Annotated in this window: 15 protein-coding genes; 10 read left to right on the forward strand and 5 right to left on the reverse strand. The window is 36.5% G+C overall.

The window, feature by feature from the left end:
- The first annotated feature begins 106 nt into the window (after positions 1 to 106).
- Entirely contained in the window at positions 107 to 646 is a 540-nt protein-coding gene (locus BMX49_RS01875; RefSeq protein WP_034718100.1) for a hypothetical protein, read from the forward strand.
- Positions 647 to 921: 275 nt separating this feature from the next.
- On the opposite strand, the gene BMX49_RS01880 is transcribed toward BMX49_RS01875, so the two are convergent.
- A complete protein-coding gene (locus BMX49_RS01880) occupies positions 922 to 3,036 on the reverse strand; it encodes a prolyl oligopeptidase family serine peptidase (protein WP_034718102.1) in 2,115 nt (704 codons plus the stop codon).
- Positions 3,037 to 3,263: 227 nt separating this feature from the next.
- Between BMX49_RS01880 and BMX49_RS01885 the strand changes: the two genes are divergently transcribed.
- The 8 genes from BMX49_RS01885 to BMX49_RS01915 all read left to right on the forward strand — a co-directional run bounded on the left by BMX49_RS01885 (position 3,264) and on the right by BMX49_RS01915 (position 10,750).
- Positions 3,264 to 3,458, forward strand: a complete 195-nt coding sequence (locus BMX49_RS01885; RefSeq protein ID WP_034718104.1) for a hypothetical protein — start codon at positions 3,264 to 3,266, stop codon at positions 3,456 to 3,458.
- A 174-nt stretch (positions 3,459 to 3,632) separates the two neighbouring features.
- Positions 3,633 to 5,036 carry a spore maturation protein gene (locus tag BMX49_RS01890; protein ID WP_034718106.1) on the forward strand — a complete coding sequence of 468 codons (1,404 nt, stop codon included), beginning with the start codon at positions 3,633 to 3,635 and terminating at the stop codon, positions 5,034 to 5,036.
- A gap of 100 nt (positions 5,037 to 5,136) precedes the next feature.
- Positions 5,137 to 5,532: a hypothetical protein gene (locus tag BMX49_RS01895; RefSeq protein WP_034718107.1), complete on the forward strand. Its 396-nt coding sequence runs from the start codon at positions 5,137 to 5,139 to the stop codon at positions 5,530 to 5,532.
- Positions 5,533 to 5,612: 80 nt separating this feature from the next.
- A complete protein-coding gene (locus BMX49_RS14835; protein ID WP_260242640.1) occupies positions 5,613 to 5,738 on the forward strand; it encodes a hypothetical protein in 126 nt (41 codons plus the stop codon).
- Positions 5,739 to 5,816: 78 nt separating this feature from the next.
- The gene (locus BMX49_RS01900) at positions 5,817 to 7,604 is read left to right on the forward strand and encodes a MutS-related protein (protein ID WP_034718110.1); all 1,788 of its coding nucleotides are present in this window, start codon (positions 5,817 to 5,819) and stop codon (positions 7,602 to 7,604) included.
- Positions 7,605 to 7,709: 105 nt separating this feature from the next.
- Positions 7,710 to 9,050, forward strand: a complete 1,341-nt coding sequence (locus BMX49_RS01905) for a TolC family protein (protein ID WP_034721068.1) — start codon at positions 7,710 to 7,712, stop codon at positions 9,048 to 9,050.
- Between the two features lie 24 nt (positions 9,051 to 9,074).
- Positions 9,075 to 9,665 (forward strand): SprT-like domain-containing protein, encoded by a 591-nt coding sequence (locus BMX49_RS01910; RefSeq protein WP_034718113.1) that lies wholly within the window; start codon positions 9,075 to 9,077, stop codon positions 9,663 to 9,665.
- A 2-nt stretch (positions 9,666 to 9,667) separates the two neighbouring features.
- Complete coding sequence (locus tag BMX49_RS01915) at positions 9,668 to 10,750, forward strand: mannose-1-phosphate guanylyltransferase (RefSeq protein WP_034718115.1); 1,083 nt, start codon at positions 9,668 to 9,670, stop codon at positions 10,748 to 10,750.
- Between the two features lie 52 nt (positions 10,751 to 10,802).
- On the opposite strand, the gene BMX49_RS01920 is transcribed toward BMX49_RS01915, so the two are convergent.
- The 4 genes from BMX49_RS01920 to BMX49_RS01935 are packed head-to-tail and all read right to left on the reverse strand — an operon-like array spanning position 10,803 to position 13,551.
- Positions 10,803 to 11,765 (reverse strand): glycosyltransferase family 9 protein, encoded by a 963-nt coding sequence (locus BMX49_RS01920; protein WP_034721070.1) that lies wholly within the window; start codon positions 11,763 to 11,765, stop codon positions 10,803 to 10,805.
- The gene (locus BMX49_RS01925; RefSeq protein WP_034718117.1) at positions 11,765 to 12,184 is read right to left on the reverse strand and encodes a SufE family protein; all 420 of its coding nucleotides are present in this window, start codon (positions 12,182 to 12,184) and stop codon (positions 11,765 to 11,767) included. The genes BMX49_RS01920 and BMX49_RS01925 overlap by 1 nt, the downstream gene beginning before the upstream one ends.
- A gap of 38 nt (positions 12,185 to 12,222) precedes the next feature.
- Positions 12,223 to 13,320 carry a glycosyltransferase family 4 protein gene (locus tag BMX49_RS01930; protein ID WP_034718118.1) on the reverse strand — a complete coding sequence of 366 codons (1,098 nt, stop codon included), beginning with the start codon at positions 13,318 to 13,320 and terminating at the stop codon, positions 12,223 to 12,225.
- A 9-nt stretch (positions 13,321 to 13,329) separates the two neighbouring features.
- The gene (locus tag BMX49_RS01935) at positions 13,330 to 13,551 is read right to left on the reverse strand and encodes a hypothetical protein (RefSeq protein WP_034718120.1); all 222 of its coding nucleotides are present in this window, start codon (positions 13,549 to 13,551) and stop codon (positions 13,330 to 13,332) included.
- A 161-nt stretch (positions 13,552 to 13,712) separates the two neighbouring features.
- Between BMX49_RS01935 and BMX49_RS01940 the strand changes: the two genes are divergently transcribed.
- Positions 13,713 to 16,232 (forward strand): ATP-dependent Clp protease ATP-binding subunit, encoded by a 2,520-nt coding sequence (locus tag BMX49_RS01940; protein WP_034718122.1) that lies wholly within the window; start codon positions 13,713 to 13,715, stop codon positions 16,230 to 16,232.
- The last annotated feature ends 71 nt before the right edge of the window (positions 16,233 to 16,303 follow it).

Below are 16,303 nucleotides of genomic sequence, written 5' to 3' on the forward strand. Positions count from 1 at the left end.
TTGTTTATTCTTTTGCGGTAAAAAAAATTCTCTGGTTGGTTGCAGAAATTTCCGATTTCAAAAAAAGACTTAATTTTGACTATTCAATCTTTAAAAAAAACACGTGATGAAAAAACTACTTTTTCTCTCCATACTCAGTTTTACTTTCTCTGCACAAGCTCAGATTGGAACATCAACCCAGTTAGGCGGCGAAAATTCCAAGTGGACTTTCGGTGGTTCGGCCGGACTAGGTGGAAGTTTCGGCAGCAATAATGGCGGCACATCAATTTATGTTTCTCCCAGAATTGGCTACAAACTCACCGAAAGCCTGGAAGCCGGAATCGTTTCTGATCTTACCTGGACCAATGCGAAATATTATTCTTCCAACACAATCGGAGTTGGACCGTTCGTAAATTATTATATCGCCAGAAACTTTTATTTAAGCGGAATGTTTCAGGAATATTTCTTCAATCAAAAAAACAAAGTGACCAATGTAAAATATTCTGGCGATGAAGCTGCCCTTTATTTCGGTGGCGGATATATGCAAAGAATTGGCGAGCGTGCGTATATGCAAATCGGCGGAATGTATAATGTGTTGTATAAAAAAGGCGAGTCTGTTTTCGGTAGTGGATTCGTTCCAAGTGTTGGCGTTGTGTTCGGACTTTAATCATCTTAACCCCAAAGGTCACAAAAGCGTAAGACTTTATAATTCTTATAAAAGTGCAAAAAATAAATATAGGAGTTTATCAATTTGTTCCTAAAAGCAAAACTTCCCGTGAATGATTTCACGGGAAGTTTTTTTTATCAATTTAAAACGAAATGCTGATCTTTATTCTAGTCTGCAGCCCGACTTGAGTGGAGCTCTCCCCCGTCCTATGACGGGGGAAGCGGGAACGGAAGGCGCATGAAGCTGCCCAAATAAAAATAGTAATCGTTCTTCAATTATTTCTTCAAAGTTTTAATGCCCATTTCCGACAGTCCAAAACTTAAGATATCGGCATTTTCACCAATCACTTGTTCGGTACTTCTACCAGCACCGTGTCCGGCATTGGTTTCAATTCTCACCAAAATCGGATTGCCACAAGATTGCTTTTCCTGCAATTCTGCGCCAAATTTAAACGAGTGCGCTGGCACAACTCTATCATCGTGATCACTCGTAATAATCATGGTTGACGGATAGCAAACTCCCTTTTTCACTTGGTGAATCGGCGAATAAGATTTTAGATATTCGAACATTTCTTTACTGTCTTCGGCAGTTCCGTAATCGTAACTCCAACCTGCTCCAGCTGTAAATTTGTTGTAACGCAACATATCCAAAACACCAACGCCTGGGAAAGCAACTTTCGCAAGATCAGGTCTCATCGTCATCACGGCACCAACCAAAAGTCCACCATTCGAACGGCCTGAAAGTGCCATGTATTTTTTGGAAGTATATCCTTTGTTCTGCAAATATTCACCTGCCGCGATGAAATCTTCAAATACATTTTTCTTCTGCATTTTGGTGCCGGCATCATGCCATTTCTTTCCATATTCGCCACCACCACGAATATTAGGAACCGCGTAAATTCCACCGTTTTCCATCCAGATCGCATTCACGACCGAGAAAGAAGGTTGCAAACTGATGTTGAATCCACCGTAAGAATACAGAATCGTTGGGTTTTTTCCGTCGAGTTTTAAGCCTTTTTTATAGTTGATCATCATCGGAATTTTCGTTCCGTCTTTTGAAGTATAGAAAATTTGTTCTGAAACGTAATTTGCAGGATTGAATTTTACGTTCGGTTTTTGATACACTTCAGATTTTCCGGTGTCTGCATTGAACTTATAAATCGTTCCTGGCGTAATGTAATTGGTGAAAGAAAAATACATTTCCTTCTCTTTTTCTTTACTTACGAAACCTCCCGCCGTACCGATTCCTGGTAGATCGATGGTACGGATTAATTTACCATCATAATCAAGCTGCTGCACCGAAGTCACTGCGTCTTTCATATACTTTGCAAATAAATAACCGCCGCCCGTTGAAACGCTCAATACGTTTTCAGTCTGTGAAATAACATCGGTCCAAACATTGGGTTTGTTGATATTGAATTTCACCAAACGCATATTCGGTGCGTTTTTATCAGTGAGTGCATAAATAATATCACCTTTGGAATCTACCACATTGGTATTGAAATCATATCCTTTTTGAATCGGCACAAAATCGGTTTTCTTTTGAAGATCTTTAATGTACAATTCATTTCCGTTCGTCGCCTCAGAAGCGCTCAGGATCTGGTAACGCTCATCATCAGAAACACCAACGCGCATGTAACGTCTTTTGAATTTGTCGCCGCCGATGATCAACTCATCTGATTTCTGCTTCGTACCCAACTTGTGGAAATATACTTTGTGCGTATCTGTTTTGGCAGATAATTCACTTCCTTCTGGTTTATCGTAACTCGAGTAGAAAAATCCTTTATCGCCTAACCAAGAAGCGCCAGAAAATTTCACATCAATAATGGTTTCGTCGATTATTTTTTTCGTCATCGCATCCATAATGATGATCTTGTTCCAGTCACTTCCACCTTCTGAGATAGAATATGCCACCAAATTTCCTTTTTTATTGAACGAAACTCCAGCTAAAGAAGTAGTTCCTTTGTCAGAGAATTTATTTGGATCCAAGAAAACTTCCGTTGTGCCAGCTTTATTTGTTCGGTATAAAACGGATTGTGCCTGAAGTCCATCATTTTTGTAGAAATAGGTAAAGTCACCTTCTTTAAAGGGAGCTCCGATTTTCTCGTAATTCCAGATATCTTTTAACTGCGCTCTGATTTCTTCACGGAAAGGAATTTTTGCCAAATAGTCGTTGGTAAAAGCTACTTCTCTTTGAACCCAATCTTTGGTGTCTTCGGCACGATCATCTTCTAACCAGCGGTAAGGATCTTGAACCTTGGTACCAAAATATTCATCTACATGATCGACCTTTTTGGTTTCTGGATATTTCAAATTTTTGGTCATGTTTTGGGAAGCGCAAGATGCGAGCAGTAATCCGGCTGCACCAAGAGCAAAAGTTTTTACATTCATAAATGGAGTATTTCCTCAAAAGTAAGATTATTTAGTGAAATAAAAAAAGCTTAAATTAGAACGTGGAAATTAACAAATTGAAGAATTCTATTAAAACAAAAAATGGTTTTTTTCAAAGGAAACGTTAACAAAAATGGAGGTGAGGGACGGCAACTTTAACAAACTTTAAAACATTTGATTGGTCCAAAGGAATACAATTTGCTACCTTTCTTTTTTATAATTAAAATATGAGCGCAAAAACAACAATAATAGTAGCAGGAAGCTTAGGCCTGATTATCAGTCTAGGTTTAATTGGAGTAAGAAGATTTCTACGAAAAAAAGCGAAGGAATATGAAGACTATTACTCAGATTTTCACCGCCATCACGTTTATGGAAAAAGAGATGATTCAAATGAAGGCGTCGAGTTTATAGCCGTTCAGTAAAATCAACAATCAAGTTTATAATTCTGTTTTTACAAAAAAGCAGAATTTTTTTATGCGCTATTTTCCATCACCCTATTTTCAGAAGTTGAAGGAAAACTGCTGAAAGTGATAATTTGCAGTCCCAGTTCCTTTAAAAATAAACTTTTTAGTTACTTTTACTCAAATTTTTAATTCATGGTTTTAAGCAGGATTTGGAGCGGGTTTATTATCGTTGCGATTATTGTCGCAAGTATCAAGTATCTATTTTCGGATTCTTACAAAGCGATTTATAATGATATGGTTGTTGGGAAAAGTGGCGACACCGTTCAGATTGCGACTCAAAACTTGTCTGAATTAAATCCCGAAATTAAATCTGCTTTACTACTAAAGCCTGATTTTGAACAAAATAGAATTCATTATAAAACGGATTCTGCAACTTCTCAAGTAGCTGTTTATCGAGTTCAGGCAACTGATGGCGTTATCGGAACTTCTGAAACTGCCGTAAAAATCTGTTTAGGTTTAATCGGTATTATGACCCTTTTTATGGGTTTTATGAGTATCGCTGAAAAAGCGGGTGGAATCAATCTTTTATCTCGAATGATTCAGCCTTTCTTTTCTAAATTATTTCCTGAAATCCCTAAAAACCATCCTTCTTTTGGACATATGTTATTGAATTTCTCTGCCAATCTTTTAGGTTTGGATAATGCTGCAACGCCATTTGGTTTAAAGGCGATGGAAAGTTTGCAAACCTTAAATCCAGATAAAGATAACGCGAGCAATTCACAAATTATGTTTCTGTGTTTGCATGCGGGTGGACTGACTTTAATTCCGGTTTCCATTATTGCCATTCGTGCCTCAATGGGATCGGAAACGCCGACCGATATTTTTCTGCCGTGTATGATTGCTACTTTTGCAGCAACACTGGCGGCCATGATTGTAGTTTCACTCTATCAAAAGATCAACTTGCTGCAACCCGCCGTCATCGCTTATGTTGGTGGTATTTCTGTGATTATTGGTTTGCTAGTGGTATATCTCGTTAGTTTAAGCAAAGAAGGTTTGGATAATTTCAGCATGTTACTGAGTAACGGAATTATTTTATTGATCTTCTTTGTTATTGTGATGGGAGCGCTTTATAAAAAGATCAATGTGTTCGATGCTTTTATCGACGGCGCGAAAGAAGGATTCTGGACCTGTGTGAAAATTATTCCTTATTTAGTCGGAATGTTGATCGCCATTTCTTTATTGAGAACTTCAGGAGTTTTCGATGTTCTAATTGATGGAATGAAATGGGTCGCCATGGTTGGCGGATTTGATACAAGATTTGTGGATGGATTACCAACCGCTTTAATCAAACCACTTTCAGGTTCTGGCGCGAGAGGAATGATGGTTGATACGATGCAAACTTTCGGTGCTGACAGTTTTCAGGGAAGATTGGCAGCCGTTTTACAGGGAAGTTCGGATACGACTTTCTATGTAATCGCAATCTATTTCGGAGCGGTAGGAATTAAAAACACAAGATATACCGTTACAGCAATGTTGTTGGCCGATTTGGTGGGAGTGATTACTTCAGTTATTTTGGCGTATATTTTCTTTGCTTAAACAGATCAACGCAGTAATTATATAGAATACGTCAAAGCTAATTGGCGAGCATAACCTTAAACCATGCAACTTGAACCTTGCACCAAATAAATAAATAAATATGATTCACGATAAAGATTACATCATCAGAATAGTAAAACAATTTTCAGAATTTCTTTCTAAAATGATTTTAGGCGGAGAAAGTGGTGGCGACGAAATAGAACTTCAACGGGTTTTTGACACCAATATGAACGATACGTTCAAAATGGATTTCGAAACCTTGTCTGCGATGCCGACTGAAGATATTATTGACGTAATTAATAACAAAGACAGCAGCCATCATATTCCCTATTTTGAATTGTTGGGACATTTGTTTTACTTTAAAAATAAGGAGAATCCTAATCCTGAATTTGCAGGAAAAGCCAAAACATTCTATGAACACTACTTAAAAACGAGCGGGATTTTTTCTATGCCGATTGTGAGTAGAATTGGGGAGTTGAAGAATGAGAATCTATAAATAGGAAAAAGTAGGACAGAAAAGAAATCCTATTTTTTTAAAGTAAATTTTTATTTAATTATTCATAAAAACGTTTTAATATGACTTTATTATTTGCTCTTCTTTTTATTGTTACAGATGTAATTCTGTACTTCTATCTAGCTAAAAAGTATAAAACTTACAATCTATTTAAAATTGCAAAAGCTTGGACGAAAGAATACTTTTAATCCAATTTAGCTAATTACAAAACCTAAAACCCGTTATTTTTAAAAATAAGTTTGCCATTTTGGCGAAAGAAAAATTGAATGAAAGAATTACAATTACTCCTCTCTCAAAAAAAGGAGACTCTTCAAAAATTACAAAAAAAATTAACTATTTTAGGTTGGGTTCGAGTGGCTGTCTTTCTTTCTCTTACCTATTTTTTGTTACAATATTTCATTCTCGAAAGCGGGTTGAAATTCCATTTGTATCTGGCGATTTTCTTCACCATTCTCTTTTTTATTTTAGGATATTTCCTATTGAAAATTAAGGAGCAATTGCAGTTTTATAAAAACTTTCTACATATTGGGAATGAAATAATTACTAAAACAGAATTCGAAACGGGGCTAGATTTTGAGGAAGATATTGATCAACATCCTTTCGCAAAAGATCTCGATATTCTCGGCAAAAGCTCGCTCTTTAGTTATCTTAATTACGGTGAAACGACTTTAGGGAAAAATAAACTCAAAGATTTACTTTTAAATTTAAGTATAGAAAAAGAGGAAATAGTATTACGTCAAAAATCAATCTCAGAATTGTCTGAAAAGATCGACTGGAATATTCGTTTTTTGACTTTAGCGAAGTCGATGGAAATTAAAGGAAAGATTTCACATCCCAAAAAATTAAATTCAATTTTCAATAAGCCAATTCTGGCCAAGGTAGCCACAATTGCGGTTCCTATCTTGAGTTTCATTGCTTTGATTTTGGTGATATTCAGCCCGATATCTGGGACGTCAATCGGCTTAATGTTCCTTGGAATTTTAATTATTTCCAGAATTGTCCTTTACATTTATCGAAAGAAAATGCAGGAATTAGGGGAAATGCTTTCTTTCGATTCGAATCAGTACGAGCAGTTTTTAAATATATTTTTCCATATTGAAAATGAAAACTTCACGGAAGAGTTGAATCAGTCGCTTCAAAATAAACTCCGTTCTGGAAAGAGCAAGTCTTCCCGGAAAGAAATAGAGAAGCTGGCGCGTTTGCTCCGAAACTATGAAAGCGGTCAGGGAAATATCGGTGTTATTCTCAATAATCTTTTCTTATGGAATCTTAATTTTGCGCTTAAAATTGAAAATCAATTCCATCATATCAATGACGATTTACCACAGTGGTTTGAAGCCTTTGCAGAATATGAAGCCTTAATTTCACTAGGAATTTTCACATTTAAAAATCCAGAATATATCTTGCCTGAAATAAATGAAGAAGGTGTCAAACTTCAAACAGAAGAACTCATCCATCCTTTATTGTTTCAAACGGAAGTCGTTTCTAATAATTTCACCATCAATCAAAGTACGGAAATCTCAATTATTACGGGTGCAAATATGACGGGCAAAAGTACTTTTCTTCGAGCGATCGGAACTAATTTGGTTTTGGCGATGGTCGGATGTCCAATTGCGGCTAAAGAGTTTAGTTTTATTCCAATGAAACTTTTCACTTCCATGCGAACGAGCGATTCTCTCAGCGATGGAACTTCTTATTTTAATGCTGAAATTCTTCGTCTTCGGAAATTAGTTGAAAATCTAGAAAAAGGCGAACCGCAATTTATTATTTTAGATGAGATTTTAAAAGGAACTAATTCCCAGGATAAGCTGACCGGTTCGGAATTGTTCTTAGAAAAACTAATGAAAAGCAAAGTGCTTTTCTCTTGCCTCATTGCCACACACGATTTAGATTTAACAAAAATTGAAGATAAATTTCCTTTAAAAATTAAAAATTATTGTTTTGAACTTCAAAATATTGATGGCGAATTGGAGACCGATTATAAACTTCAAAATGGCGTTACAAAAAGCATGAACGCGATTTATCTGATGCGGAAATTTGGGATTATTGATTAGTATTTACACTTAATGTTTCTCAATATTGAATACAGAAATAATGCTATTCAAATCTGCAGCTGTAACAATTCCTCAAAAACATCGTCTTATTCTATAAATTATTCCATGAAGAAATCTGCTGTTTTTCTGCTGAGCTTGCTTTCCACACTTGTTTTTTCTCAAAAAGTATGGACATTGGAGGAAGCTGTCAATTATGCTGTACAAAACAATCTACAGGTTATTCAGAATTCGTACAATAAAAAACTGCAGGACAACTCACTACAAGTTGCGAAGCGGCAATATCTTCCATCGGTTTCCGGAAGCATTACCAATAGTGCTACTTTTGGATTAGGTAGAGATAATTTCGGTAAAACAGGAAGCAATGATAACTTTAACAATGGAGCAAACGTAGGTGCAGATATTTTGATTTTTAATAACGGCAGACTAGAAAAAAACATCAGAAAAACTGAGTTTGATGTGGAGGCAAGTCAGTATGATGTAGATCGAATCAAAAATGATATCTCGCTTCAAATTGCGCAACAATATCTATCAATTTTATTGAATAGGGAAATTACTAAAATTTCGGAAAGTGCTTTGGGAAATGCAGAACGGTTATTCCAAAGAGCCAAAATTACTACAGAAGTTGGAACGACGCCGCAAACAATTTTAGCCGAAGCTGAAGCAGCTCTAGCTCGGGAAAAACAAAATGTAAAGACTGCAGAAATTAATACGGAAAGAAGTTTGTTTTCACTGGCCATGCTTTTGCAACTTTCTGATTACAAAAATTTCGATATTCAGAATGTTGATATTCAGAGTAAAATTGATGCACCCTTATATTCCGCAGCTCAAATTATAGACAAAGCTTTTGAAAATCAGCCGCAGATAAAAGCCGCCGAAATCAGAATAAAGTCCGCCGAGGCCCAAACTGAAATTACAGAAACTGCTTTCTGGCCAACGGTTACAGCCAATGCCGGAGTTGGTACTTCCTACTTTTCTCTTTTTAATGTGGGAACTGATCTTGCTGGAAACAAAATTAAACAATCTGGGTTTTTCAAACAATACAAGGATAATTTTGGACAGCAAATTGGTCTTAATGCTAACATTCCAATTTTTAATAAAGGCATTACCAGGTTAAATGTAGAGCAGTCGAAAATTAATGAGGATATTGCCAGGACTTCATTGGCACTGCAGAAACAAGAAGTTTTGCAAAATGTACAGAAAGCGCAGTTCGATGCGGAAAGCAATTACGAATCATATGTCGCAGCTACAGAATCAGAGCGGAGTTCGAAACTTGCCTTGGATTTTGCAGAGAAAAGTTACAACGCGGGAAGAACTACCATTTATGATTTAAATATTGCTCGAAATAATTTTGCAAATGCCCAAGGTTCTGTGTCGCAAGCGAAATACAACTACCTTTTTAGCTTGAAATTATTAAACTTCTACGCGGGAATTCCCCTTTCTCTTTAGAATTTTTAAAGGTATTTTTGCAAGATGTCAATATCGTTGTTAGAGAAATATTTGCCAAACTACTGCTTACCTTATTTAAAGGAATGGTTTGCGAATTACGCTATTCATATAAAAATTACCAGAGGAAGAAATTCCAAACTGGGTGATTACCGGAAAATGCCGGATCAATCACATCAGATTACGCTGAATTCTACCTTACAACCACAATTGTTTTTCTTCGTGTTGACCCATGAGTTGGCTCATTTGTTAGCATTCGATAATTTTGGGAACCGAATTTCTCCACATGGTGTTGAATGGAAAAGCACTTTCAGTAAGATGCTTTCAGAAAGTATTTCTGTTTATGATGAAGATTTAAAGCCCATTATTTTAAAATTTTTAAAATCTCCTAAGGCTAATTTTATGGCAAGTCCAGATTTGGTAAGATACTTCCACATCGAAGATTATGAGGATGAAAGTTCTTACATCGAAGATTTAGAAATAAAAGACCAGTTTACGTATAGAAAGCAAACCTATATCATTGAAGAAAAACGCAAAAAGAACTATCTTTGTACCCAGCTCAAAACTGATAAAAAATATATATTCAAACCTTTAGCTCGAGTGGAAAAAATTAATTAAATATGTCTAAATCAAATAATTACTGCGTGATCATGGCAGGAGGCGTCGGGAGTAGATTCTGGCCGATGAGTACTCAAAAGTATCCGAAACAGTTTCAGGATATTTTAGGGACTGGAAGAACCATGATTCAGCAAACTTACGATCGAATTCGAAAAATCGTGCCTGCGGAAAACATTTATGTAATTACCAATAAAGAATATATCTCGCTTACGGAAGAGCAGCTTCCAGAAATAGCTTTAGAAAATATCGTTGGAGAACCGATGATGAAAAATACAGCGGCTTGTAATATTTATATGGCAAAAAAAATAGCCGATAAAAATGAAAATGCCAATATCATTGTACTTCCAGCAGATCACTTGATTCTGAAGGAAAATATTTTTCTGAAGAAGGCAGAACTCGCCTTTAATTTAGCTGAAAAAAATGACTACTTAATTACCTTAGGAATTAAACCAACGCGACCTGATACTGGTTACGGCTACATTCAGTTCGTCGAAAAAAAGAAGGCTGAATTTTTTAAAGTAAAAACTTTTACTGAAAAACCGGATTTAGAAATTGCGAAAACCTTCCTGGAAAGCGGCGACTTCTTGTGGAATGCTGGGATTTTTGTTTGGAATGTAAAATCGATCCTTGATGCTTTTAACAGTTATTTGCCAGAAATGGCGCAAAGTTTTGAAAGCTGCGAGTACAATTCAAAAGGGGAAGAACAATGTATTGACTTGATTTATCCTAAAGTCAACAAAATTTCGATCGATAATGGGATTTTAGAAAAAGCCCAAAACGTTTATGTGATTCCTGCAGATTTGGGTTGGAGTGATTTAGGAACTTGGACATCCATTTATGAAAATGCAGAAAAAGGGGAAAATGAAAACTCTGTGAACACGAAACATTTTGTCACGTACAATTCAAAAGGCAATTTGATTAAATTAAAAAACGAAAATAAAGCAGTCGTAATCGATGGTTTAGAAAACTTTATCGTAGTGGATACCGACAAAGCGCTTTTGATTTGTCCACGAGAAAATGATCAACTCATTAAAGATTATGTTCAGGATTTAAAAACTCTGAAAAAGGGGGAAAAGTTTATGTAAAATCAGACTGACTAAAATAAAAATACTTTCAGAATTTGAAAGTATTTTTATTTTAAATAAGGTCGACTATTTTCTGAATATTGATTTCTTCTAAGCAGGCCCAGTCTCCACGGTAACATTCTTTGTCACCAAAGACAGAGCAAGGTCGGCACGTTAAATCTTTCACCTGAATGATGTCGTTTTCATTTTGCCCATAGCCCAAAAATCCGGCGTAAGGATGCGTGGAGCCCCAAATCGAAATACAGCGCGTTCCTACCAAACTGGCCAGATGCATATTGGCAGAATCCATAGAAATCATCATTTCAAGTTCAGAAATTTTCTGCAATTCCCCTTTTAAAGTGAGAGAACCAGCTAAATTTTCGGTGTTTGGAATTTTCGATTGCCAGTCGTTTAAAACTGCAACTTCGGTTTTACCACCACCAAAGAAATAGATTTTATGATTTCTCGCCAAGATTTTTACAAGCTCAAAGGTTTTTTCTAAGGGTAGCATTTTACCTTTATGTTGGGCAAAAGGTGCAATTCCGATTCCGTTTTTAACTAAGGTGCCTTGAGGATATTGATGCGAAAGTTCCAAGTTAAAACCCATTGCTCTAAATACATCTGCATAGCGCTCACTGGTGGGTTTTAGTTTTTTCTTATCCAGATTCCAGACATCGGTGAGTAGTTCTTTTTCCTCTTTTTCTTTATCGATTTTAAAGACTTTAAAACCATTTTTAATGAAAAATAAATCAAGTGTTTTTGTCCGAATAACATCATGTAAATCCGCAACGAAATCTGGATTAAATTCTTTCACCAGAGATTTCCCCAATTTTCTTAAGCCAAAAATTCCTTTGTAAACGTCGAAATCAATTCCTTTAAAAAGGAGGTTAGGAATTCCATCGAATAAATCTTTGAAATTAGTGCGCGAAACCATAACGATTTCGACATTGGGATTTTGTTGGAGGAATTCCTTGAAAACGGGCACGGTCATGGCGACATCGCCGAAAGCGGAAAATCGATATGCTAAAATTCTGATCACGATTTTAATTGGAATGCAACGGCATAGAACTTAATTTGCTTCGTCATGGCCATCAAACCATTGGCTCTGGAGGGCGACAAGAATTCTTGCAAACCAATCTCTTCAATAAATTTAAAATCGGAATCTAAAATTTCTTGGGTAGCGTGACCGCTGTAAATTGAAACTAAAAGGGAGATAATTCCTTTGGGTAAAATCCCGTCGGAATCGGCGTTGAAGTAAAGTTTTCCCTCTTTAAATTCGGCATCAATCCAAACTTTAGACTGGCAGCCTTTGATTAAATTATCATCTGTTTTTTTGTCGTCAGAGATTCCTTTCAGTTCTTTGCCGAGGTCGATGATGTATTCGTATTTCTGTTCCCAATCTTCCATAAAGTCAAATGCCTCTACGGTTTCCTGCTGTTTTTCTTTGATGGTCATTGCTCAATTCTATTTGCGCAAAGATAAGAAATTACGTCTTAGAAATTTTCGTCGGTAACTTTTTTAAACAACCGAAGTAATTTGGGTTCTTCTTTTTCCCAGCACAATTCTGCCGCAGCTTTGTCTAAAGCAACTTTATAAAATAATTTTCCGTTTCTAAGAACAATTTCTATCTTTTCAGCCAATTGGGAATGATCACTAATTTTTTCGCCAGTGGCAAATCGATCGATTACTTTTCGCATTTCGGGGAAATCTGAAACAACAACTGGAATTCTGGCTTGAATATAATCAGAAACTTTATTTGGCATCGAGTAGTAATAACTGAGACCGTTGTTCTCTTCAATACTTAAGCCTACGTCAGCATTCTTGGTGATTTCTCGTAAATCTTTTGGTAGTAGTTTCCCCAAAAACTTGACTTTGCTTTCTAAATCTAATGTTTTTGTTAAACTTTCAAGTTCTTCTTTTTTGGGTCCGTCTCCTGCAATCCACAGTTCGGCATTTTCAAGACTTTTCATTGCAGAAATAATTTGATCTAACCCCCGCGAAGGATTTATGACTCCTTGATATAAAATAATTTTGGGAGAATTAATTTTGAAATAGTCCTGCAAATTTGCAATTTTAACGGGAAAATTCTGAACGGTGATCGGTCTTTCAATTTCATAAGTCTTTGCAAACCAATCTGCATAACTTTCGCTGGCCGTCATCATGTAAGTAAGTTTGGGGATGAGCCATCTCTGTAAGCTGCGCCAAATCTTTTGGGTAAACCTTCGTTGTAAAGCGGGCATTTCTGTAAAAATTTCATGGCTGTCAAAAACCAAAGGAATTCCGAATTTTTTTGAAATCAAGTAGTTTGGTAGGATTGTATCTAAATCATTTGCGAGTAAAATGCAGTTTTTATCGGCTTTTTTTAAAAGTTGCTGATACAGTTTCCACTGAAATTCTACATACGCATAACGCAGAATCTTGGTTTTCAAAATGATTCGGGAGAAAGGATAAGGTCTTTCCATTTGGGGCAAACCGCCCCAACTGTTTCCAATAAGATCTATTTCGTAACCCGCGGTAGATAGAGATTCGCAAACCTTTTCTACGCGTTGGTCTGTATATAAATTATTGAAAACACTTACAATTACTTTCACCTCAGTAAATTACGCTTTTTTCTTAATCAAATGATATCCTTGAATAAAACAAAGAACCGCATTTGGAATGATAATTGGCCAAAGATAATTGCTGTAAATACCATATAAAACAAAAAGGATACAGCCGACAAGATTTACAATTCTTATTCTGGTTATGTCTTTCAACATAAAACTTAAAACGACGAAAAACGAGGCAGCGTAACCAAAATAATTGGTAATTTCAGGAGTCATAGTATTATTTTTTTGGAAGACAAACGTAGTCATTTTCAGGCGTATTAGGAAATAATTTTCGGACATATAGTCCTGATTTATATTTGGTAAAGTATTTGTAACTTTAATAAGGAATTCAAAGATTTTTATATATCTTTAATTAAACGACGAGAAACAACAATATGGATAGTCAATTTTCAAATGGTTTAGACCAAGTTTTCAAACACAGTAAAAACGAAGCACGACGCTTGCACAGCGAGTTTCTAAATACAGAACATTTCCTTTTGGGAATGATTAAAACAGACAACTCTGCCAAGGAGATCATGCATAATTTGGGAGCCGATTTAACCCAGATCAAAAGAAAAATCGAAACAATGTCCGTGGCAAGCTTAAATCCATTTTCTGTAGAAAGTGAAAAGATATCATTTACCAAAATGGCTGATCAAGCAATCAAACGCTCGGAGTTAGAATGCAGACAATATCAAAGTTCAGAAGTCAACACCGTGCATTTATTGCTCGGCATCCTTTATAAATCAGAAGATCCTGCAACCAGTATTTTGAGTTCTTATGATATTGATTATGAAAGGGTAACCAAGGAATATCAAACGATGCTTAAGAACTCTGGCCAAGATCCAAAGATGGGAGCCTACGATGACGATGAAGAAAGGGAAGAATTCGGACAAATGCGAAAACCACCTGGAAACATCGGAACTGGCAAAAGTAAAACGCCGACTTTAGATAATTTCGGACGAGATCTTACAACACTAGCAAGAGAAGGGAAACTGGATCCTGTGATTGGTCGTGAAAAAGAAATCGAAAGGGTTTCTCAAATTTTATCAAGACGGAAAAAGAACAATCCGCTTTTGATTGGGGAACCTGGCGTTGGTAAATCAGCCATTGCAGAAGGTTTAGCTTTAAGAATTCAACAGAAAAAAGTATCGCGTGTTCTTTATGGAAAACGGGTTATTACTTTGGATTTGGCGAGTTTAGTTGCTGGCACAAAATACCGTGGTCAATTCGAAGAGCGAATGAAAGCCATCATGACGGAACTGGAAAAAAACCGAGACGTCATTTTATTCATTGATGAATTACACACCATCGTTGGTGCAGGTAGTTCCACTGGAAGTTTAGATGCTTCAAACATGTTTAAGCCCGCTCTTGCGCGAGGTGAAATTCAATGTATTGGTGCAACAACTCTTGACGAATACAGACAGTATATCGAGAAAGATGGTGCTTTAGAAAGACGTTTCCAAAAGGTGATGGTAGAGCCTACAACCGTGGAGGAAACCGTGCAAATTTTAAATCAAATTAAAGACAAGTACGAGGATCATCATAATGTAACTTATACGGATGAAGCGATTCAGGCTTGTGTGAATTTAACTGCAAGATACATTACCGACCGGTTTTTACCAGACAAAGCAATTGATGCAATGGACGAAGCAGGTTCGAGAGTGTATATTAAGAACATGAAAGTTCCGACAGAAATTATCGAGCATGAAACGAAGATTGAAGAGATCAAGGAACTTAAGCAGCAAGCCGTAAAAAAGCAAGATTATCTTGAAGCTCGTAAATTGAAAGATGAAGAGGAGCGTTTGCAAATGGAATTAAATGTTGCGCAGGAAGCTTGGGATAAAGATGTTAAAGAGAAAAAAGAAATCGTAAGTGAAGAAAGCGTTGCCGAAGTAGTTTCCATGATGAGCGGAATTCCTGTTACGAAAGTGGGAAAAAATGAGTTAGATAAATTAGCCTTGATGGATGATTTACTGAACGGAAAAGTAATCGGACAGCCAGAAGCGGTGAAGAAAGTGGTGAAAGCCATCCAACGGAACAGAGCGGGGTTGAAAGATCCGAATCGCCCAATTGGAACTTTTATTTTCTTAGGAACAACGGGTGTTGGTAAAACGGAATTAGCGAAAGTAATGGCTCGTGAACTTTTTGATTCAGACGAAGCGCTGATCAGAATCGACATGAGCGAATACATGGAAAAATTCGCTGTTTCCCGATTAGTAGGCGCGCCTCCGGGATATGTTGGCTATGAAGAAGGTGGGCAGTTAACGGAAGCGGTTCGCAGAAAACCTTATGCAGTAGTGCTTTTAGATGAAATAGAAAAAGCGCATCCAGATGTCTTTAATATCTTATTGCAAATTCTAGATGAAGGTTTTGTAACCGATTCTTTAGGGCGTAAAATTGATTTTAGAAATACGATTATTATTTTAACCTCTAATATCGGAACACGAGATCTGAAAGATTTCGGCGACGGAGTTGGATTTGGAACCACCGCAAAGAAAACAAATACCGATGCCAGAGCAAGAAGTACAATTGAGAATGCTTTGAAGAAAGCGTTTGCTCCTGAATTCTTGAATAGAATTGATGATATTGTTATCTTTAATAATTTAGAAAAAGAAGACATTTCGAAAATTATCGATTTGGAATTGGGGAAATTGTACAGCCGACTTGAAAAGTTAAACTACAAAGTTGAGTTGACTGACGAAGCAAAAGAATTTATTGCTGAAAAAGGCTGGGACAAAGATTTCGGAGCAAGACCTCTGAAACGGGCCATTCAGAAATACATTGAAGATTTATTGGCGGAAATGTTAGTGAATAAGCTGCTGACCGAAGGCGGAACAGTAGTGTTAAAAGTAAATGAAGCCAAGGACGCTCTAGAAGGCGAGCCTGTAAAAAAGAAAGCCAGCGCAAAATAGCTCACTGTTTAAACTTAAAAAAAATCCGTCCCGTCATTAGTTTGACGGGACGGATTTTTATTTTAGATAAA

Source organism: Kaistella antarctica (assembly GCF_900109615.1).
Taxonomy (GTDB): Bacteria; Bacteroidota; Bacteroidia; order Flavobacteriales; family Weeksellaceae; genus Kaistella; species Kaistella antarctica.

Excerpts from the sequence above, each read along its gene's own strand:
- BMX49_RS01910 (WP_034718113.1), top strand. The coding sequence starts at position 9,075 with ATGTCAATATCGTTGTTAGAGAAATATTTGCCAAACTACTGCTTACCT.
- BMX49_RS01925 (WP_034718117.1), bottom strand. The coding sequence starts at position 12,184 with ATGACCATCAAAGAAAAACAGCAGGAAACCGTAGAGGCATTTGACTTT.
- BMX49_RS01905 (WP_034721068.1), top strand. The coding sequence starts at position 7,710 with ATGAAGAAATCTGCTGTTTTTCTGCTGAGCTTGCTTTCCACACTTGTT.
- BMX49_RS01935 (WP_034718120.1), bottom strand. The coding sequence starts at position 13,551 with ATGACTCCTGAAATTACCAATTATTTTGGTTACGCTGCCTCGTTTTTC.
- BMX49_RS01885 (WP_034718104.1), top strand. The coding sequence starts at position 3,264 with ATGAGCGCAAAAACAACAATAATAGTAGCAGGAAGCTTAGGCCTGATT.
- BMX49_RS01875 (WP_034718100.1), top strand. The coding sequence starts at position 107 with ATGAAAAAACTACTTTTTCTCTCCATACTCAGTTTTACTTTCTCTGCA.
- BMX49_RS01895 (WP_034718107.1), top strand. The coding sequence starts at position 5,137 with ATGATTCACGATAAAGATTACATCATCAGAATAGTAAAACAATTTTCA.
- BMX49_RS01940 (WP_034718122.1), top strand. The coding sequence starts at position 13,713 with ATGGATAGTCAATTTTCAAATGGTTTAGACCAAGTTTTCAAACACAGT.
- BMX49_RS14835 (WP_260242640.1), top strand. The coding sequence starts at position 5,613 with ATGACTTTATTATTTGCTCTTCTTTTTATTGTTACAGATGTAATTCTG.
- BMX49_RS01900 (WP_034718110.1), top strand. The coding sequence starts at position 5,817 with ATGAAAGAATTACAATTACTCCTCTCTCAAAAAAAGGAGACTCTTCAA.
- BMX49_RS01880 (WP_034718102.1), bottom strand. The coding sequence starts at position 3,036 with ATGAATGTAAAAACTTTTGCTCTTGGTGCAGCCGGATTACTGCTCGCA.
- BMX49_RS01890 (WP_034718106.1), top strand. The coding sequence starts at position 3,633 with ATGGTTTTAAGCAGGATTTGGAGCGGGTTTATTATCGTTGCGATTATT.
- BMX49_RS01915 (WP_034718115.1), top strand. The coding sequence starts at position 9,668 with ATGTCTAAATCAAATAATTACTGCGTGATCATGGCAGGAGGCGTCGGG.